The 18,549-nt window shown below is 67.6% G+C and carries 16 protein-coding genes; 5 read left to right on the plus strand and 11 right to left on the minus strand.

What is annotated here, in order from left to right:
- Positions 1-7 precede the first annotated feature (7 nt).
- The 4 genes from MicroSTF_RS04980 to manA form a co-directional block, all read right to left on the minus strand.
- Positions 8-1,393, minus strand: a complete 1,386-nt coding sequence (locus MicroSTF_RS04980; protein ID WP_029258262.1) for a DUF5719 family protein — start codon at positions 1,391-1,393, stop codon at positions 8-10.
- Positions 1,390-4,449: a glycosyltransferase gene (locus tag MicroSTF_RS04985; RefSeq protein WP_231479884.1), complete on the minus strand. Its 3,060-nt coding sequence runs from the start codon at positions 4,447-4,449 to the stop codon at positions 1,390-1,392. Before MicroSTF_RS04985 ends, MicroSTF_RS04980 begins: the two co-directional genes overlap by 4 nt.
- Before the next feature lie 102 nt (positions 4,450-4,551).
- On the minus strand, positions 4,552-4,872 hold the full coding sequence (locus MicroSTF_RS04990) for a WhiB family transcriptional regulator (protein ID WP_081859749.1): 321 nt from the start codon (positions 4,870-4,872) through the stop codon (positions 4,552-4,554).
- A 164-nt stretch (positions 4,873-5,036) separates the two neighbouring features.
- Positions 5,037-6,167, minus strand: coding sequence for a mannose-6-phosphate isomerase, class I (manA, locus tag MicroSTF_RS04995; RefSeq protein ID WP_029258265.1), 1,131 nt, complete (start codon positions 6,165-6,167; stop codon positions 5,037-5,039).
- A 68-nt stretch (positions 6,168-6,235) separates the two neighbouring features.
- On the opposite strand from manA, the gene MicroSTF_RS05000 reads away from it, so the two are divergent.
- Positions 6,236-7,651 carry an O-antigen ligase family protein gene (locus MicroSTF_RS05000; protein WP_029258266.1) on the plus strand — a complete coding sequence of 472 codons (1,416 nt, stop codon included), beginning with the start codon at positions 6,236-6,238 and terminating at the stop codon, positions 7,649-7,651.
- On the plus strand, positions 7,648-8,946 hold the full coding sequence (locus MicroSTF_RS05005; protein WP_021199826.1) for an O-antigen ligase family protein: 1,299 nt from the start codon (positions 7,648-7,650) through the stop codon (positions 8,944-8,946). Before MicroSTF_RS05000 ends, MicroSTF_RS05005 begins: the two co-directional genes overlap by 4 nt.
- Before the next feature lie 13 nt (positions 8,947-8,959).
- Here MicroSTF_RS05005 and galE read toward each other — a convergent pair whose 3' ends face one another.
- Positions 8,960-9,949, minus strand: coding sequence for a UDP-glucose 4-epimerase GalE (gene galE, locus MicroSTF_RS05010; protein ID WP_036271433.1), 990 nt, complete (start codon positions 9,947-9,949; stop codon positions 8,960-8,962).
- Between the two features lie 174 nt (positions 9,950-10,123).
- Between galE and MicroSTF_RS05015 the strand changes: the two genes are divergently transcribed.
- Entirely contained in the window at positions 10,124-11,092 is a 969-nt protein-coding gene (locus MicroSTF_RS05015) for a glycosyltransferase family 2 protein (protein WP_029258269.1), read from the plus strand.
- Complete coding sequence (locus MicroSTF_RS05020) at positions 11,089-11,655, plus strand: hypothetical protein (protein WP_096359578.1); 567 nt, start codon at positions 11,089-11,091, stop codon at positions 11,653-11,655. The genes MicroSTF_RS05015 and MicroSTF_RS05020 overlap by 4 nt, the downstream gene beginning before the upstream one ends.
- Positions 11,656-11,677: 22 nt before the next feature.
- Here MicroSTF_RS05020 and MicroSTF_RS05025 read toward each other — a convergent pair whose 3' ends face one another.
- Genes MicroSTF_RS05025 through MicroSTF_RS05050 form a run of 6 tightly spaced genes read right to left on the minus strand, consistent with a single transcriptional unit; the run spans position 11,678 to position 17,109 of the window.
- Positions 11,678-12,412, minus strand: a complete 735-nt coding sequence (locus tag MicroSTF_RS05025) for an ABC transporter ATP-binding protein (RefSeq protein ID WP_029258271.1) — start codon at positions 12,410-12,412, stop codon at positions 11,678-11,680.
- On the minus strand, positions 12,412-13,230 hold the full coding sequence (locus MicroSTF_RS05030; RefSeq protein ID WP_029258272.1) for an ABC transporter permease: 819 nt from the start codon (positions 13,228-13,230) through the stop codon (positions 12,412-12,414). Before MicroSTF_RS05030 ends, MicroSTF_RS05025 begins: the two co-directional genes overlap by 1 nt.
- Before the next feature lie 10 nt (positions 13,231-13,240).
- Positions 13,241-14,392: a UDP-galactopyranose mutase gene (glf, locus tag MicroSTF_RS05035; RefSeq protein ID WP_029258273.1), complete on the minus strand. Its 1,152-nt coding sequence runs from the start codon at positions 14,390-14,392 to the stop codon at positions 13,241-13,243.
- Positions 14,373-15,377 (minus strand): Gfo/Idh/MocA family protein, encoded by a 1,005-nt coding sequence (locus MicroSTF_RS05040; RefSeq protein ID WP_029258274.1) that lies wholly within the window; start codon positions 15,375-15,377, stop codon positions 14,373-14,375. Before MicroSTF_RS05040 ends, glf begins: the two co-directional genes overlap by 20 nt.
- Positions 15,377-16,474 carry a DegT/DnrJ/EryC1/StrS family aminotransferase gene (locus tag MicroSTF_RS05045; protein WP_322954036.1) on the minus strand — a complete coding sequence of 366 codons (1,098 nt, stop codon included), beginning with the start codon at positions 16,472-16,474 and terminating at the stop codon, positions 15,377-15,379. Before MicroSTF_RS05045 ends, MicroSTF_RS05040 begins: the two co-directional genes overlap by 1 nt.
- Positions 16,471-17,109, minus strand: coding sequence for an acyltransferase (locus MicroSTF_RS05050; RefSeq protein ID WP_231479882.1), 639 nt, complete (start codon positions 17,107-17,109; stop codon positions 16,471-16,473). Before MicroSTF_RS05050 ends, MicroSTF_RS05045 begins: the two co-directional genes overlap by 4 nt.
- A 160-nt stretch (positions 17,110-17,269) precedes the next feature.
- On the opposite strand from MicroSTF_RS05050, the gene MicroSTF_RS05055 reads away from it, so the two are divergent.
- Complete coding sequence (locus MicroSTF_RS05055; protein ID WP_051668007.1) at positions 17,270-18,547, plus strand: lipopolysaccharide biosynthesis protein; 1,278 nt, start codon at positions 17,270-17,272, stop codon at positions 18,545-18,547.
- The last annotated feature ends 2 nt before the right edge of the window (positions 18,548-18,549 follow it).

Genomic DNA, 18,549 nt, shown 5'->3' on the forward strand with positions numbered 1-18,549 from the left:
CATTCCGTCAGGGATAGACCGTGATCGGCTTCTCTCCGCCGCTGCTCGCCTGCACCGGGAGCACTGCGAGCGCCCCGGGTGCCGTGAGGGTCACGGCCGCGTGCACGGGCGCCGTCGTCCGCATCCGGTACGTCGTCCGCCCCTCCACCGCGATCCCGCCGGTCTCCCCCGCGGGGATGACGACCTCCTGGGCCTGACCGCCGTCGACCGGCTCGAGTGTGACGGTTGCGTCCCGGTCCGAGGTGTTCGACACCTGCAGTCGTGCATCGGGACCGGAGGGCACGGCGAAGACCACCTCGGCGTCGATCTCCGGCGCGGGGGTGACCCACGCGAAGTCCGAATCGAGACCGAAGCCGTCCTGCTGCCTGACCCCGGCGAGGAGCGGCACGTCGGATTCGACCTCGACGGTGTACCGACCGGGCTCGAGGCCGGAGAGCGAGACCTGAGCGGGAAGATCCGCCTCGACGGGCACGGTGAACTCGTCTACAGGCACCGTGGCGCCCTCGGCCTGCACCTTCACCTGGACCCGAGCGTCGACGCCGGGGGCCAGCACCCGGAGAACGGCCATCTCCGCGTCATCGCCGTTGGCCGGGAACGCCTGCACTCCGGTGAAGACGAGTCTCTGCTGGGGTCCCGCGACCGAGTCCTGGAGATCGATGCCGGCAGGATCGAGGACGCGCACGAGCGAGGACTGGAGGGCCGCTCTCACCGGGGCTCCCACCGCGCTCACCTTGACCACCGGCAGATCGTTGCCGGTGGCGAACGAGGTCAGAGGGAGCGCCGTCTGCGAGCGCGGAGGGACGATGACCGTCCGGGTGCTGCGGGCGGCTCCGTACACGGCGAGGGTCACCGTCGACGGGACCTCGGTCGCGTTGGTGAGGGTGATGATGTCTTCGGTGCCGGTGTCGATGCTCCCGCCCACGAGCCACGACTCCAGCCTCGGCACGCCGCAGGGCAGGGCGGCGTACCCCGCGAGGTCGTCCGCGGCGATCGTGACGGACTCGGCACCGGCGATCAGCGGTGCCGAACGCCCATCGACCGGGCCGGTGAGCACCTGCGGTCCACCCGCATCGGGCAGATCGGGTACCTCAAGCGTCTCGGACGACGGTCTTCCGGCCGTGCCTCCGGACGTGAGGCTCGTCGGTGCCGCGGAGAGCATGTCCAGGGGGGCCGACGCGTCACGACCGAGAGCACGGAGATCGCCGTTGCAGACCAGCACGCTGTCGCCAGGCACGGGTGTGACCTCGACCTGCGCGGGGTCGTGCGCGACGATCGGCCACGGCGCATGGATCGCCGTGGCGACACCGACGACGCAGGCGGCGATCACGGCCACGCCCGTGATGACACGGGCGCTGGTCGCGGCGACCCGGAAGGCGCGGTTCCCGTTGCTCATCGGTCCTCCTCCATCGGCTTCGCGTGTTCGTCGTGGGGGCTCGCCGAAGCGCCGTCCGCCGACCCACCGTCCGCTGTCGCCTCGCTCACTGTCACCTCGTCCACCGGGCCAGCGGCGTCATCGATCACCGGATCAGCGATTGGCGCCAGTGCCTCGTCGTTCAGGGCGGGCGCGTCCTGGGGGTCCTCGATCACCCCGACGGGCGCTTCATCAAGGGAATCCCTGTCCTCCGCGTGCCGAGGCAGCACGATCGGCTCCTCAGGCACGCGACCGACGATGCGCGACTGGGCGCGAGCCGCACGACGCGACGCGCGGGTCGGGATGGACAGCAGGAGGGCCGCGAAGACTGCGAGCAGCTGCACGGTGATCACGAGGCGAGCAGTGCCCTGCTGGGCGGATGTCAGCGGTGGCTGTTCGGCGGCGTCGGCATCGAGACGCCAGAGCACGCCGCGATCGGTGGTGCCCGCGTGCACGAGGCCGGCACGCTGATCGATCGAGGCGACCGCCGCGGTACGAAGCGCCCGCGCCTTGTCCCCTTCACCAGGAACCTCAGCGACCAGGACGTAGCTGATCCCTTCGGCGGCCAATGCTCCGGGCGCATCGAAGTCGCGGGCCGAGAGGAGATCCACGGCCAGGGCGGAGATGTCGGCTCCCTGCGGCTCGACCGCGGTGGAGATCATCGTCGACTGCGACCCCAGCGTCTCGCTGGCTCCCCAGGCCACTTCTGCGGCCAGTCCTCCGTCGTTCTGCGGGGTGAGCACGAGGGTCGCGATCGGCCGATCCCCTGCGGCCTGTGCGGCCACATACGAGGGCAGCGTCGACTCAGGACCGTTCGTGAGCACCGAGCGCCCCATGTGCAGCGCGCTGAGCGCCGGGATCGCGCAGACCGCCAGTGTCACGGCCGCGGCGACGGCCGCGAAGATCCGCAGACGCGGAAGCGTGAGCGCGGTGTCGAGCGTCACGAGGGCAGCCCCTACGACACCGATCCACGCCAGGCTGAGTCCGGTACCCGGCCAGATCGCCACCGGCGTCCCCTGCGCGAAGCTCACCGTGACCCCGACCGCGAGGAACGCCGTGGCGAGCCCGGACAGGGCGACCACGAGCAGGGTGATCCCCGCGCGCCAGCGTGGAGCGACCGCCGCACCGAGCGCCAGCACGGCGAGAGGTGCGCACAGGAGTGGTGCCCACACGGCGATGGGTGCGGGCAGAAGCGCCATCCAGCCGCCCAGCTCCGATGTCGGGAAGCCGCCGGCGATCGCGAGGCGTCCGGCGGCGTCAGCGGCGGCCTGGGGGCCCGCCCAGATGAGTCCGGGGTCGCCGAGGATCCCCAGAGGCGTGCCGTGAGCGAGCTGCCAGATCACCAGTGGTGAGAACAGGGCGATCGTCGGCACCGGCAGCCAGAGCAGTCGCCCCGCGCCACGGAACTGCGCCGTTCCCAGCACGATGCCCAGGGCGACGATCCAGAGCAGCGCAAGGGCGGGTGCCAGCGACGGTGCGCAGGCGAGCACGGCGGCGAGGAGCAGCGACGCGCTCCCGGCGGCGCCCCATGACCGATGGGCGACCACAGCGCTGTGGAAGAGCCAAGGAAGCAGGAGATGGACGAGCACCGCGGCCGGACGTCCGTCGACCAGGGCGGTGAGGAACGTGGGCGCGAGCGCCCACGCGATGCCGGCGAAGATCCGGAGCCCTCCGCGATCGGTCACTCGCGTGGCGGCGAACCACCCTCCCAGAACTGCGAGCGGGAGGGCGAGGATCCACAACAGCACCATGGCGAAGGAAGGGCCGGCAGGCCAGAGCGTCCCGAGTACCGCGACCACGGAGGCGAAGGGGTCGGCAGGGCCGACGAGGCCGAGGGCGACGTCGCGGGTTCCCCACGCCGCATCGCTCCAGAGCGCAGCGATGGTCTGACGGAGCGGCAGCAGTCCCCCGCCCCCCAGCGTCGGCCAGGCGAGCAGGCTCGTGAAGGACGCGATGCTGACGACCAGGGCCGCGAGTACGGCCCAGGCCCCACCACCGGAGAAGAAACGCAGTTCGCTGACCGCACCTCCCTCGCTTCCGTGCCCGTCATCCAGACGCCGTCGCAGCTCGGAGGACGTCACGCGCAACGGAGCGATGCTGGCCCAGGCGGAAGTGCGGAAGGCGCGGATGCCGGCGCGGGAACGTGCGACCGCACCGAATCGGAACATGGCCGTGAGGGCAGCCCCCCATTCGGGGAAAACAGCCTCGGGCCGCTTGCCGACGAGGTCGGTGATGGAGCGCCACAGCGCGAGAGGAAGCAGGCTGAGCCAGTGCAGCGGCACGGCCGCGGCCGGCGCGTACGCCAGCCGTCGGTGCAGCTGGGCCAGGCGGGTCACGTAAGCGCGGCGCGTTCGACCAGACGGAAGCGCGGCAGGACCACCCGACGATGCCGAGACCCGCGCACTCGGCGCGAGGACGACACGGCCACCCCCGAGGCGTGCACGGACCCCGAGGTCGAGTCCCTCATCGGCCCCCGCGAGGGCCGGATCGGGTCGCAGGGCATCGCGCACCTCGCCACGGATGAGCATCCCCCGCACATCGGCGCCGAGAGCATCGTCGGAACGGTCGTGCTGACCCTGATCGAGCTCTCCCGCCGCGAGTTCGACGGAGCGGCCCCACGCGGTCATGCTGACGCCGAGCGAGACGATCTCGCGCTCGTTGTCCGTGGCGACGAGCTTGGGGGCGACGATGGCGGCGGACGGCGAGCGCTCCAGCGTGCCGCTCAGACGCTCCAGCGCCCGAGGGTGCGGCGTCGTGTCCTGTGCCAGCAGCCAGACCGCAGACCCCTCGGGCACTCGAGGTCGGGCGAGCTCCACCGCCTCGGCGAAGGACGTCGAGGCACGCGCCTCGATGATCCCTTCGACGGTGCCCGCCACGACCTCGCTCTCGCGCACGGACGACGCATCGCCGCATACGACGAGGGTCACCGCCGCCGCGGGGGTGGTCTGCGTGCGAAGGGCGTCGAGAGTGCGGAGGAGTTGCGCTCGGGAAGAGGATCCAGTGCGCGCGACGATGATGGCGTGAACTCGGGCTGGCATGACGTCGTCAGCCTATGCGCGCGAGGGGCGACGTCGACGCACCGGATACGGCGCGCCCGCGAAGCCGGTGGCATCGTCGCTCTCGCGCCGATGCGGGTCCGTTCAGCTCGCGCGGCGCTTGAGCTTCCGGCGCTCGCGCTCGGACAGGCCACCCCAGATGCCGAACCGCTCATCGTTGTTGAGAGCGTATTCCAGGCACTCCCCGCGGACGTCGCACGACGTGCAGATCCGCTTGGCGTCCCTCGTCGATCCACCCTTCTCGGGGAAGAACGCCTCCGGGTCGGTCTGCGAGCAGAGAGCGTCGCTCTGCCAGGCGAGAGCGTTGTCGTCATCGCCGGCATCGGTGCGTCGAACCCCGGGAACACCGAGGTTGATCGGATCGACGAACCAGTTCTCCGGTACGTCTGAACGGTAACCCGTCATCTCGATCTCCAACCCTGTCTCCGCCCCCCGGCGGGCCGTGCGCATGACTAATTACACCCGTGTCATTCGCTCCGGTCAAGTCGCGGATCGTAAACCCTCAAGCGACTATTGAAGGTTCATGGACCATCACCGGCGTGTCGGGATGCGGTGATCGGCCGCGGGGATCATCGCCCGGGACCGGCGATGAAGACCTCGCCCACGCCCGAGAGCGTGACGGTCGCCTCGTCCGTGTCGGCGAAGGCGACCGTGCCGACCGCGAGCACGAGTTCGTCCCCGGAGGCCGAAGAGACGGTGACGTCTCCCGCGGTGGCGAGCACCATCGTCGGCCCGGAGACGTCGAGGGTGAGGACGGCTCCGTCGACCACGACGCGCTCGAGGGCGAAGTCGGATACCGGAACGGGATACGGCGTGACCGGCCCCGCGCTCTCTGCCCGCAGCACCGGCACCTCCCCGGGAGTGGTGTCGAGGATGGTCAGGAGCTCGGGCACATCGATGCGCTTGGGCGTGAGGCCGCCGCGAAGCACGTTGTCGCTCGCGGCCATGATCTCGACGCCGAGCCCGGAGAGATAGGCGTGCAGCAGACCGGCGCGCAGGAACACGCCCTCTCCACGCTCGAGCACCACATGGTTCATGAGGAGCGCCACGACGACTCCCGGGTCCCCCGGGTACGTCGCCGCGACGTCGGCGATGGCGCGGAGCGTCGTGCTCCACTCCCCCGCCTCGCCCCGAGCCGCGGCGGTGACGATCGCGCCGATGATCTCGTCGACCTCGTCGTCCGCCTCCCCGCCGAGCAGCCAGGCGATCACGTCGCGCAGGGCGTCGCCCTCGGCACTCAGACGTGTGCGCAGCTGTCGGACCCCACCGCTGTCATCGAGCGCATCGAGCAAGAAAAGCGTGTCAGGGACGGGACGCAGTCCGCTCAGCGACTCGAATCGATCGCTGAGCGCCACCAGGAGTTCGGGTTTGTGGTTGTCATCCCGATAGTTGCGCTGCGGGTCGTCGGCGTCGAGACCGCTCTCCCGCGCCCACCCCGCGCGCGCCTGCTCGATCGTCGGATGCACCTGGATCGAGAGCGGGCGTCCCGCCGCGAGCAGCTTGAGGAGGTAGGGAAGTGTGCCTCCCGTGACCTGATCGAGTGTGCCACCGCCGGCGACGTCGGCCGGGTCACCGGGGTGATCGCCGAACCAGACCTCCGCCTCCGGAGCGCCGGTCGGTGTGCGTCCCTCGAGTCCGGCGAGGAGGGAGTCCGATCCCCAGGCGTAATCACGGGGCGTGTTGGTGAGGCTCAGCAGCATGCCACCAGCGTAGAGCCGCGTCGCCGCGTTCAGCGACGTCGGGAGCGCGGGACGGTAGCCTGAACGCGATGGCCCAGTACACGAAGCATCCGGTGTCTGCCCCGCCCACCGCGCCGGAGCGCGAGTCGACGGGGCATCTCATGCTGCGCGGGTATGCGATCGTCGTGCTCTTCGTGACCTTCGCCCACTCGGCCGTCTACAACCTGCTCGGGCCGGAGGGCGCCGCGATCACGCTCGCCGTCTTCACGCTGGCGACGCTCGGCATCGGCGTCCCGATGCTCGCCCGCAATCGGCCGCAGCCTTTCCGCTGGCGTCGCCTGCCATGGACCGCGCTCGGCTACACGACCCTCGCGCTCGTATCCGTGGCCTGGTCGCAGTGGCGCGGGCCGACGCTCATCACCTGGGTCCTGCTCGCGTCGGTCACGGTCAACGCTCTCTTCATCGCCCACGTGCTGACCTGGCATGAGATCGTCCGCGCTCTCTCCTCCGCGTTCAAATGGATCCTCGGCCTCTCCCTGGCGATCGAGCTCTGGGTCTCTCTGGTGCTTCATGGACCGCTGCTGCCGAACTTCCTCGAACTCCCGGACGGAAAGATCGATCCGCAGTGGTACTGGGTGCGCGACAACCTGTTCGACGGGGGCAGGATCCAGGGCATCGTCGGAAACGCGAATCTCCTGGCGATCATCTCGCTCTTCGCGATCATCACATTCGGAGTGCTGTTCGCCGCCAGAGCGCGGTGGCGCACGACGCTCGCCCTGTGGATGCTCCTCGCCGCGTACTTCCTGTTCCGTACGGCATCGGCCACTGCGATGGTGTGCGCAGCCGCCGTCGCAGTGGTCCTCGTCGTCGCACTCCTGATGCGCCGCGCCCGCACCCCCGGCGCACGCACGCGCATCTACATCGTGGCCATCGGCGGCGCGGCGATCGCGGCCCTGGGCGTCTGGCTGCTGCGCGAGCCGCTGCTCGGTCTCCTCGGCCGCAGCGCCGATCTGACCGGCCGTTCGGACAAGATCTGGACCAAGGTGCTGCAGCGCGCCGGTGAGCACCCGATCTTCGGCAACGGCTTCTCGAGCCCCTGGATCCCGACGGACCCCGCTTTCGACGAGTGGATCACCGACCACGGCATCACCGTGTTCCACGCGCACAACATGTGGTTGGACGTCCTGCTCCAGCTCGGTGTCGTCGGCGTTGTGCTCATGGCGGTCGCGTACGGCACGCTGCTGTGGCGCTCCTGGTTCTTCGCCGTCGACCGTCCCCGCTGGGATCTCGACGGCGCACGACCGTTCTCCCCGCTGACCCTGCTTCCCAGCCTGTTCACGGTGGTGCTGCTGGTGCAGGGCTTCTCCGAGTCCACGCCGATCATGCTGTGGGGGTGGATGCTCCTGGTGCTCCTGTCGTTCAAGCTCAAGTCGGTGCCGCTGGTCGGCGTCGGCGAGCGCGACCTCCTGTTCGAACGCGGCGCTCGGCAGCGGCGGGTGCCGTGACGCCGGCGCGCCCGATGGTCCGCCTGCTCGGATCGGTGGAGCTGGCTCGTGCGTTCACGCTCGCTGCCCTGACCGCGGTGTTCGGATCGTACGCGATCCGGCAGATGACGTCAGCCGTCACGCTGGCGACGATCATCGCAGCGCTGTGCCTGCTCGGCGCGGCGATCCTGTGGGTGCGCAGGGACGAGCTCTCCCTTCTGCGCATCGCGCCGTCGTCGCTGCTCGCATTCCTCGCGTGGGCCCTCGTGAGCGTCTTCTGGAGCACGGACAAGTCCGACACGATCTTCGGCTGGATGTCCCTGTTCGGCTATGCGTTCCTGGCGATCACGATCGGACACATCCGGGACACCCTCCAGACCGTGCGGGCGATCGGAGACACGCTGCGGGTGCTCCTCGCCGCCTCGCTCGCCGTGGAGATCCTGTCGGGCGTGCTTCTCGACCTGCCGTTCACATTCCTCGGCGTGCAGGGCGACCTCGCGGCGGGCGGCCCGATCCAGGGGCTGTTCGGCAGTCGCAACATGCTCGGGTTCATCGCGGTGATCGCACTGATCACGTTCGTGATCGAGTGGCGGACGCAATCGGTGAACGCACCGCTCGCCGTGATCTCGATAGGGCTCGCGGGGTTCCTGGCGGTGCTCTCCTCCTCTCCGACCGTCCTGGTGCTCGCCGGTGCCGTGGGCGTCGTCACGGTGGCGCTCACGATCGTCCGGCATGCGCCTCCGGAACGACGGACGATCGTGCAATGGATGCTCGGGGTCGTGGTCACCCTCGCTCTCGCTGCCGGCTTCGCGCTGCGCCACCAGATCATCGCCCTGCTCGACGCCGGATCCGACTTCTCGCTCCGCGCCTCGCTGTGGAACACCATCCTGGACTTCGTCGCGGTGAAGCCGATCCAGGGCTGGGGATGGTTCGGTGACTGGGCTCGCGGCGAATACCCGTTCACCTACATCAACTTCCAGCTCGACGATCGCCACCAGAGCGCGCTCAACGCGTTCTTCGACGTGCTCCTGCAACTCGGCGCCGCGGGCCTGGTGGTGTTCCTGCTCCTGGGCGGTGTCGCCCTGATCCGCTCCTGGCTCGTGGCGAGCACACGACGATCGGTCGTCTACGCGTGGACCCCGATCATGCTCGTGACCCTGGCGGTCGACTCGATGTTCGAGAGCTTCACGCTCGTCGGCGCCGGGTGGTTCATGCTCGTGCTGTGCGCCCTGCGTGCCGGGCAATCGCGGTCGTGGCGCGAGAACATCGATGCGGCGCATACGGGCGCCATCCCGACGCTGCGTCCGCAGGAGTAGCCGGAGAGCGTCGTCAGCGCACCGAGGGAAGCTTCGCCGCCCAGGTGATCGCGTCGCGCACGCCGTCGTCCACAGAGCGCTCCGCACGCCAGTCCAGGACATCCGCCGCGCGATCGACGATCGCGAAGGCGCCCGCCTGGTCTCCGGGGCGGCGATCGGTGTCGATCGTGGGAAGGGGCTCACCGGTGACGCGCTCGAACGCCGCCACGAGCTCGCGGACGGTCACGCCCTCCCCTGTACCGATATTGATCACCTGGTAGGGCTCATCGGGTGTGGAGACGTCGTCGAACCTCTGGACAGCGGCCACGTGCGCGAGCGCAAGGTCCCAGACATGGATGTAGTCGCGCAGCCCTGAGCCGTCGCGGGTGGGCCAGTCGGTGCCCGTGATCGAGAACGGCTCACCGGTCGCGCGGGCCCGCATGATCTTCCCCAGCGCGTGCGAGGGCAGGGGGTTCTGCAGGCCGGTACGCATCTGCGGATCGGCTCCGATCGGATTGAAGTAGCGGAGAGCGATCGCGCGGAAGTCGTCGTTCGTCGCCGCGTCCTTCAAGATCTGCTCGACCATGGCCTTTGTCGTGGCGTAGGGACTGGACGGTGCGAGGGGGCTGTTCTCGTCGGCGCCCTGACCGCTCTCCCCCGCGTACACCGCCGCCGAGGAGCTGAACACGATGCGGGAGACACCCGCGTCACGAAGCCGCTGGAGCAGCACGATGGTCCTGCCCACGTTGGTGTCGTAGTAGCCGAGGGGGTCGGTTACCGATTCGGCCACCACGATGCGGGCCGCGCAGTGGACGACAGCATCGATGTCGGGGTGATCCGAAAGGAGACGGGTCAGGATCTCCGGGTCGGCGATGTCGCCCTCATAGAGATCGCGCCCCTCACAGAACGCTCGAAGGCCCGTGGACAGGTCGTCGAGGATGACCACTTGCATCCCCGCCTCGATGCACGCGGTGGCGACAGTGGATCCGATGTATCCGGCGCCGCCGGTGATCAATACCTTCATCGCAGCCAGTCTAGCCATCGTCTCTCTGCGGCCGAGGTGAGCCTCTCCGCTGATCCCGAGGGAGCGGACGGTAGGCTACTCACTGCTCGTCATGTCCCGCATCGTCCCCGACGGTGACACGTGGTGACGGAGCCCTCAGCCCCCTGAACTGCCATCGATCTTCGAGGAGAAGGTATGACCGCGGCGCCCGCTGCATTCGATCCGAAAGCGGCGACGATCGTCGTCGTCACCTTCAACAGATCGCATCTGCTCACCGGACTTCTCACCAGCATCACGGCGATGGACCCGAAACCCGGGCGCGTCGTGATCATCGACAATGCCTCCTCCGACGACACGACCGACGTGGTCGAATCCTTCCGCGACACCATCGGCACCGAGGTGGTGTATCGCCGCTTGGAGACGAACACGGGAGGCTCCGGCGGGTTCAGCGAGGGCATGCGCACCGCGTATGAGCTCGGATCCGAGTGGATCTGGATGATGGACGACGATGTCGAGGTCGTTCCTGACGGTCTCGCGAAGATGGGCAAGTGGGCCCCTCGTTTCAAGAGCATCCAGGGTCGCCGCTACGACTACGACGGCAGCGAGTTCTACTGGCAGTACCGCATCGCGGAGCGCATGGGCATCCCGATCCCTTTCGCTCCCTCGGGCTTCGACGACTCCGGCTTCAAGGAGATGAACAGCGGTTGCTTCGAAGGCATGTTCATCCACCGATCGGTCGTGAAGCAGATCGGCCTGCCCGACCACCGCTTCTTCATCTACTGGGATGACCAGATGTACGGGTGGCTGGCCTCGCGAAAGACCACGGCCGTCATCGTCGACGAGTTCGTGCTGCGCCGCACACGCGAGATCAAGCAGTGGGACATGGGCATCCGCCACATGAACGCCTCGAGCAACGCCTACCGCTTCTACATCATGCGCAATCGCGCCTACATCAAGCACTACTACCGTGTGCACGACAACTACAACCCCGTGCTGTTCGGACTCGGCACCGGGATGACCTTCGCGAAGGAACTCATCCGCCTCTTCTTCGTCGAGCGCACCGTTCGCGGCACGAGCAACCTGTTCCGCGGGCTCAAGGAAGGCCGCAAGATCAGCCGCGACCGCTCCTGGAAGCCCATGCCCGCGCTGGAAGACGCCTCATGAGTGAGCCGTCCCCCGAGCTCCGGTGGGCACCGATCGAACCGAAGCCGAGGAACAGGGGCCGAATCTGGCTGATCGTCGGCCTCGCGATCGCCGGGCTCGCTATCCTCGGCGCGCTGGTGTTCTTCCTCCTCCCCCACGGCGGGTCTCTGGAACCGAGGGCGAGTGATTCTCCCCGCCCGACAGCGACCGCGTCACCGTCGTCGCCCGCAGAGGAGCCGACACCGCAGACCACACCTCCATCTCCGGCCGATCCGACCGTCGACACCTTCCGCGAGCAGGTCGGGGGCTGGCTGTCGGATGCACCGCAGGGCCTCGACATCGTCTCCGAGTCGAACCCTGACGACGCCCTTGCCGTCGTGGACTCCCTGCAGCAGGACGCACGTCGCCTATCCGACGCGCCGCCGCCCTCGTCGATCGACCAGAAGTGGCGTGATGGCGTCATGGCTTATTCGCAGCGCCTCACGGAGCTTCGAGCTGCCATCCTCTCGGAGTCCGACACGGCCGATTCCGTGGATGCCGCTCGCGCGGCCGTTCAGGATCTTCAGAGCCTCGTGGGGCTCTGACCACACGCGCCCCGAGCCACGACTAGGAGTTGTAGTCGGCGTTGTACCTGTCGAGCACCTCGGTGATCGGTGCGTCCAGGACCAGCGCACCCTTGTCGAGGTACAGCCCTCGAGTGCAGAAACGCCGGAGGTCGCGCTCGTTGTGACTCACGAAGAAGAGCGTGCGCCCCTCGGCCAGCAGCTCGTCGATCCGGGTGTAGCACTTCTCACGGAAGGCCTTGTCCCCGACCGCCAGCACCTCATCGACGAGCAGGATGGGTTCGTCGAGCTGCGACACGACGGCGAACGCGAGCCGCACCTTCATCCCGTTCGACAGGTGCTTGTACGGGGTGTCCTCGAATCCGGCGAGCTCGGCGAACTCGATGATGCCGTCGTAGCGGCGGGTGACCTCGTCGCGTGACATGCCGTGGAGGCCGGAGGTGAGACGGACGTTCTCTCGCACCGTGAGATCCCCGACGAATCCTCCGGTGATCTCGATGAGGGGAGCCACGCCGCCGTTGACGGCAACCGTCCCCTCGTCGGGCAGCAGCACCTTCGCGACCAGGCGGAGAAGGGTCGACTTGCCCTGACCGTTGCGCCCGACGACGCCGATGGACTCCCCGGGTTGCACCGAGAAGGAGACATCGCGCAGCGCCCAGAACTCACCCGGACGGGAGCGACGCGATGCCCCGGCGAAGAGATCCTTGAAACTGCGGTTTCCGCGTCTGTTACGACGGAAGTGGACGCCGAGCCCCCGCACTTCGATGGCCGCGCCCATCACAGCTCCTTCAGGACGGGTCGTTCCAGGCTCCGGAATGTCCAGATGCCCAGTCCGAGGACCAACAGACTCATGACGACGCTGATCGTCAGAGTGAACGGATTCCACTGATCAGGGAAGAACGGCATGCGATAGAGCATCATGATGCCCGCGAGGGGGTTGAAAGCTCCGAGGGTCTGGAAGATGCCGGGAAGATCGGTGACGTTGTAGATGATCGGCGTGGCGTAGAACATCGCCCGCAAGATCAGCGCCGTCGTGCGTTCGAGGTCGACGAAGAGCACGCAGAGCGGGGCGACGAGCAGGCCCAGGCCGACCAGGAGGATGGTCTGCAGAATCATCGCCACGGGCATCCACAGGATGCCCCAGCCGACATGCACGGTTCGTCCCGGGTCGAGCTCGACGAACAGGTTGACGACGATGAACAGCACGAGCACCGGCAGCGAGAACAGGTACTCGATGCCCTTGCTGAGCACAATGCGATTCACCCAGATGGAGCGCGGGATGGCGGTCGATCGCACCAGCCGCGCGTCTTTCTTGAATGCACGGGTGAAGTCCGAGACCGAGGCGTTGAACCACACCCAGGGCAGCAATGCGCTGATCAGGAAGATGATGTAGGGCTCTTCACCGACGTCGCGCTTGAAGACCTGGGTGAACACGAACCAGTAGATCGCGCTCATGACGAGGGGATCGAGCACCGACCAGAGATAGCCGAGGAGGCTGGTCGAATAGCGGACCTTCAGGTCGCGGGACGACAACAGCCACAACGAATGCAGATATCGCCGGGGCGTCCCGGGCGCCCCGACAGCAGCGTGACTCACGATGTCGAGTCTACGAGAGACTGTTGTTCCACATCGACAGCGCCGAGCCGATGGCCATGTGCATGTCGAGGTACTGGTAGGTCCCCAGACGCCCGCCGAAGTGGACATCTGTCTCGCCCCGAGCGAGCTCTCGGTAGGCCAGGAGACCGCCACGGTCCGCGGCGGTGTTCACGGGGTAGTAGGGCTCATCCCCGCGTTCAGCGAACCGAGAGAACTCCCGCATGATCACCGTGCGGTCCGAGTCGTAGACGTCCCTGCGCTCCGGGTGGAAGTGCTTGAACTCGTGGATGCGGGTGTAGGGCACATCCATGTCGGGATAGTTCATGACGCTCGTGCCCTGGAAGTCCCCGACGTCGAGGACCTCCTGTTCGAAGTCCAAGGTCCGCCAGCTCAGCGCGCCTTCCGTATAGTCGAAATAGCGATCGACGGGACCGGTGTACACGATGGGAACCTGTCCGACCGTGTCCTTCTTGTTGAACGGCTGGGACTCGTCGAAGTAGTCCACATCCAGCTGCACGTCGATGTTCGGATGATCTGCCATCCGCTCGAGCCACGCGGTGTAGCCGTCGGTCGGGAGGCCCTCCCACGTGTCATTGAAGTAGCGGTTGTCGTAGGTGTAGCGCACGGGAAGGCGGCTGACGATATCACCGGACAGCTTCTGCGGGTCGGTCTGCCACTGCTTCGCCGTGTAGTCGCGGAAGAAGGCCTCGAACAACGGGCGCCCCACGAGAGCGATGCCCTTCTCCTCGAAGTTGGCGGCGGTCTTCGCATCGAACTCCCCCGCCTGCTCCCTGATCAGCGCACGCGCTTCGTCGGGCGTGTATGCGGACTGGAAGAATTGATTGATCGTGCCGAGATTCACCGGCATCGGAAACACAGTGCCCTTGTGGGTCGTGTAGACGCGGTGCACGTAGTTGGTGAACGACGTGAAGCGGTTGGCGTACTCCCACACCGTCGGGTTCGACGTGTGGAAGAGGTGCGCTCCATAGCGATGCACCTCGATGCCCGTCTCCGGCTCGGCCTCGCTGTAGGCGTTGCCACCGATGTGAGAGCGACGGTCGATGACCGTGACCTTGCGGCCGGCGTTCGCGGCGCGCTCGGCGATCGTCAGGCCGAAGAAGCCGGAGCCGACGATGAGGAGATCAGTGCTTCTCGCGCCCAATGCGCACCAGCCTTCCGCCGTCGCGCGCGGATTCGAGGGCGGACTCGACGACCTCGAGGGTGTGGACCGCCTCGCTCATCGTCGACAGTTCGCTGGGCTGGCCGAGGACAGCATCACGGAAGGCCTCGAGCTCCGCGCGGAGCGGTTCACGCCTCGCGAAGGCGAAGCGCGTCACATCACCTTCGGACACACCGCGGAACGTGGAGACCGAATCCCATTCGAACAACTCGGTCCCATTCGCGTGGAACGTGAGGTCCCCGGTGGCGGTGTCTGCGACGAAGGTGCCGCGCTCGCCCGTCACGAGAGTGACTCGCTCCTTCATGGGGCTGAGCCAGTTGATGAGGTGGTTGGTGATGATGCCGCTCTCGAGACGTCCCGTCATCGCGATCATGTCCTCGAACTCCCGACCGCTCTTGAACGCGGTCTGTGCGCTGATCGAGGAGTACACCGACTGAGCGACCCATGCCGTGAGGTCGATGTCATGGGTGCCCAGGTCCTTGGCCACACCCACATCGCCGATACGGGCTGGGAACGTGCTCTGGCGCCGGGTGGCGATCTGATAGACCGCTCCTGCATCCCCCTCGGAGAGTCGACGACGAAGCTGCTGGAGCGCAGGGTTGAAGCGTTCGACGTGGCCGACGGCACCGACGAGTCCGCGTGCTTCGAACTCCTCGCTCACGCGGTGCCCCGAGACGCTGTCGTCCGCGATCGGCTTCTCTACCAGCGTGTGCACGCCCGCATCCGCGAGAGCGAGAGCGGCTTCAGCATGGAACCTGGTCGGGATGGCGACGACGGCGATGTCGATACCGGCGGCGATCAGCTCCTGGACGTTCGCGAGGAGCGGGATTCCGCCAGCGACACGATACGGATCGCCACCGGGATCTGCGACCGCGACGAGTTCGACGCCCTCGATGTCGCGGAGGATGCGCGCGTGATGGCGCCCCATGGACCCCACGCCGAGGAGACCGGCCTTCAGCGCGGCCATCAGCTGCCGGCTCCGGCGAGAGCGTTCACCGCAGCGATGATCCGTTCGAGGTCGACTGCCGAGAGTGAGGGGTGCACCGGAAGCGAGACCGCCTCGCGGGCCGCCCGCTCGGTCTGCGGGAGGTCGAGGCCGGGCGCGTACTGCTGGAGAGAGGGAAGCCGGTGGTTGGGAATCGGATAGTAGACCCCACTGCCGATCGAGTGCTCCTCCCTGAGCGCCTTCACGAATCCGTCCCGGTCGTCCTCGACACGGATCGTGTACTGGTGGTACACGTGCCTCGCGCCCTCGGCGATCGGGGGGACGGTGACGCCCTCGAGGTTGGCATCCAGGAACGCGGCGTTCGATCGACGCGTCTCGGTCCAGGCATCGACCTTCGTCAACTGCACGCGCCCGATCGCGGCGTGGATGTCGGTCATTCGTGCATTGAAGCCGATCAGCTCGTTCTCGTACTGACGTTCCATGCCCTGGTTCCGCAGCAGCCGCACACGGCGCGCGGTCTCCTCATCGGCGGTCACGACCATGCCGCCCTCGCCGCTGGTCATGTTCTTCGTCGGGTAGAGCGAGAACATCGTCATCGTGCCGAACGTGCCCACTGGGCGACCGTTCAGCGCGGCGCCGTGCGCCTGTGCCGCATCTTCGTAGAGCGCGAGTCCGCGTCTCTGGGCGATCTCGACGAGTTCATTCATACGAGCGGGGTGACCGTAGAGGTGCACGGGAAGGATGCCGCGGGTGCGATCGGTGACCGCCGCGTCGACGGCGGCGGGGTCCAGCGTGAACGTCTCGGGCTCGATGTCCGCGAAGACGGGCGTCGCCCCAGTGAGCGCCACCGCGTTGGCGGTGGCCGCAAAGGTGAAGGACGGGACGATGACCTCGTCGCCCGGGCCGACGCCGGCGGCGAGCAGGCCGAGGTGCAGACCCGAGGTGCCAGAGTTGACCGCGATGACGGGAAGCCCTTCCACGAAGTGGTCGGAGAACTCGCTTTCGAATGCCGCGACTTCGGGCCCCTGAGCCACCATGCCGCTCAGCAGCACGCGGTCGACGGCCGCTCGTTCCTCGTCGCCGATCAGCGGCTTCGCCGCGGGGATGAATTCCGTCATCGTTCCTCCAATGCGAGAACGCCATCCGTCTCGAGATAGCGGGAGCCGGTCGTCGGGCACACCCAGACGCCGGGTTCGGTTTCCGTGAGGGGCACGCCGGCCTTGCCGACCCATCCGACCCGACGCGCCGGCACTCCGACGACCAGCGCGAAATCGGGGACGTCTTTCACGACGACAGCGCCGGCCGCGACCGTTGCCCACGCGCCGATCGTGACCGGGGCCACACAGGTCGCACGCGCACCGATGGACGCGCCGTCTCCGATGACGACGCCGACGGGTTCCCAGTCGTGTGCGGACTTCAGCTGGCCGTCGGGGGTGACGGCGCGAGGATACGTGTCGTTCGTGAGAACCACCGCAGGTCCGATGAACACGCCGTGACCGAGCACGGCCGGCTCGTAGACGAGCGCGTAGTTCTGGACCTTGCAGTTGTCGCCCATGCGCACGCCCGTACCGATGTACGCACCGCGTCCGACGATGCAGTTCTCTCCAAGGATCGCGTTCTCTCGGACCTGCGCCAGATGCCAGATCGAGCTTCCGATTCCGATGACCGCATCCGGCGAGACATCAGCACTGTCGGCTATCCGAGTTCCGCCGGCGACAGGCACCGCAGGGTCAACGTGTGGAGAGGGTGTCACAAAGAAGAACCTTACCCTCCCCCGCCCGGGAACCTGTGTGAGCGCGCTGCCCGACAGCCGGCGCCCAGACCCGCCGAGTATCATTGCGGCGGCGCAGATACCGGTGCGCCCACGCGTCGCGCCCGCATGAGCGCGCGAACAAGGTCAGGAGTATCGGCAGATGGCTGAGAACGAATCGGCGATCGAACCGCGTCCAGAGGCACCGGGGATGCGCTCTCACGTTCGCACTCACGCGAAGGCCCTGATGGCTGTGGGCGTCGCCAGCGTGCTCGGCATCGTGGCCTCGTTCGCGTTCCAGCTCGTCAGCGCTCGATTCATCTCCCCCGCAGATCTCGGCCTCCTCGCGGCCTTCCTCGTGATCGTGAACGTCGCGGCGATCGGCAGCGCATCCCTTCAGAGCACCATCACCGTCCAGACGGCTCATGCTCTCTCCGCGTCGGAAGACACGCCCAGACGAGAACAGCACTGGCCGCTCGATGCGATCTTCCTCGGACTCGGAGGCGGCGCCGTCGTCGCGGTCCTGTCGCCGTGGCTCGCATCGACGCTCAACACCACGCCCCTCGTCATCCTGGCCGCCGCAGCGACGATTCCACTGAGCTTCGTCTTCGCCGACGCGATGGGACTGCTGCAAGGATCGGGCAAGGTCGCTCAGGCCGTCTGGTGGTCCACCTTCTCGCAGGTGGCCCGCGTGCTCTTCGCCGTTCTGGCGATCTCCGTCGGTACCGGTCTCGGCGGGATCATGGGGGCGGTTCTCGCGGCACTCGTCGTCGCTGTCGTCGGCGGCGTCTGGACAGCGAGAAAAGTGCCGCGGCCCCGGAACGGCGTCTTCACCTCGTCCGGGATCGCGATCGTGGTGCTCAGCGTCGCCTTCGCCTGGTTGACGAGCTCCGATGTGATCTTCCTCCGGGCCGGTGCCCCCGAAGATCTGGCAGGTTTCTACGCCTCGGCCATCGTGCTCGTGAAGACAGGGTTCCTGCTGCCCTCGACCCTCTCCCTCTATCTGCTCCCGCGCTTCGTCAAGCACCGCGACAACCCGGCGCTCTCCCGCATCGGAGTGCTCGCCACACTCGGGCTCTCCCTTGCGACGAGCATCGTGATGATCCTGGTGTTCCTCGTGCTCGGCGACTGGATCATCGGCCTCATCTACAAGCCCGACTACGCGCCGGCGGCGGACCTGCTCGTACCGACCGCGCTCGCGTATCTCCCCTGGATCGCCGCTCAAGGAATGATGATCAAGATGACCAGCTCGGCATCGCGAGGCGCAGCAGCCCTTCTCGTCGCCGCCGCCGTGGCACAGTGGATCGCCTTCACTCTCACGATCCCGAACCTGACCGCGATGCTGATCTCCTACGCGGCGATCGGCACGGTCGTGCTGGTCGCCTTCTTCGCGATCGACATGCGCAACGCACGGCGCCTCCGGCGCACGCTCGTCGCCTAGGG

The organism is Microbacterium sp. STF-2 (assembly GCF_034650155.1).
Classification (GTDB): domain Bacteria; phylum Actinomycetota; class Actinomycetes; order Actinomycetales; family Microbacteriaceae; genus Microbacterium; species Microbacterium maritypicum_A.

Bases quoted from the DNA above. Each gene is read 5' to 3' on its own strand.
- MicroSTF_RS05045 (WP_322954036.1), bottom strand. From the start codon at position 16,474: ATGACGGAATTCATCCCCGCGGCGAAGCCGCTGATCGGCGACGAGGAA.
- MicroSTF_RS05040 (WP_029258274.1), bottom strand. From the start codon at position 15,377: ATGGCCGCGCTGAAGGCCGGTCTCCTCGGCGTGGGGTCCATGGGGCGC.
- MicroSTF_RS04985 (WP_231479884.1), bottom strand. From the start codon at position 4,449: ATGCCAGCCCGAGTTCACGCCATCATCGTCGCGCGCACTGGATCCTCT.
- galE (WP_036271433.1), bottom strand. From the start codon at position 9,949: ATGAAGGTATTGATCACCGGCGGCGCCGGATACATCGGATCCACTGTC.
- MicroSTF_RS05025 (WP_029258271.1), bottom strand. From the start codon at position 12,412: ATGGGCGCGGCCATCGAAGTGCGGGGGCTCGGCGTCCACTTCCGTCGT.
- MicroSTF_RS05015 (WP_029258269.1), top strand. From the start codon at position 10,124: ATGACCGCGGCGCCCGCTGCATTCGATCCGAAAGCGGCGACGATCGTC.
- MicroSTF_RS04990 (WP_081859749.1), bottom strand. From the start codon at position 4,872: ATGACGGGTTACCGTTCAGACGTACCGGAGAACTGGTTCGTCGATCCG.
- manA (WP_029258265.1), bottom strand. From the start codon at position 6,167: ATGCTGCTGAGCCTCACCAACACGCCCCGTGATTACGCCTGGGGATCG.
- MicroSTF_RS05000 (WP_029258266.1), top strand. From the start codon at position 6,236: ATGGCCCAGTACACGAAGCATCCGGTGTCTGCCCCGCCCACCGCGCCG.
- MicroSTF_RS05055 (WP_051668007.1), top strand. From the start codon at position 17,270: ATGGCTGAGAACGAATCGGCGATCGAACCGCGTCCAGAGGCACCGGGG.
- MicroSTF_RS05020 (WP_096359578.1), top strand. From the start codon at position 11,089: ATGAGTGAGCCGTCCCCCGAGCTCCGGTGGGCACCGATCGAACCGAAG.
- MicroSTF_RS04980 (WP_029258262.1), bottom strand. From the start codon at position 1,393: ATGAGCAACGGGAACCGCGCCTTCCGGGTCGCCGCGACCAGCGCCCGT.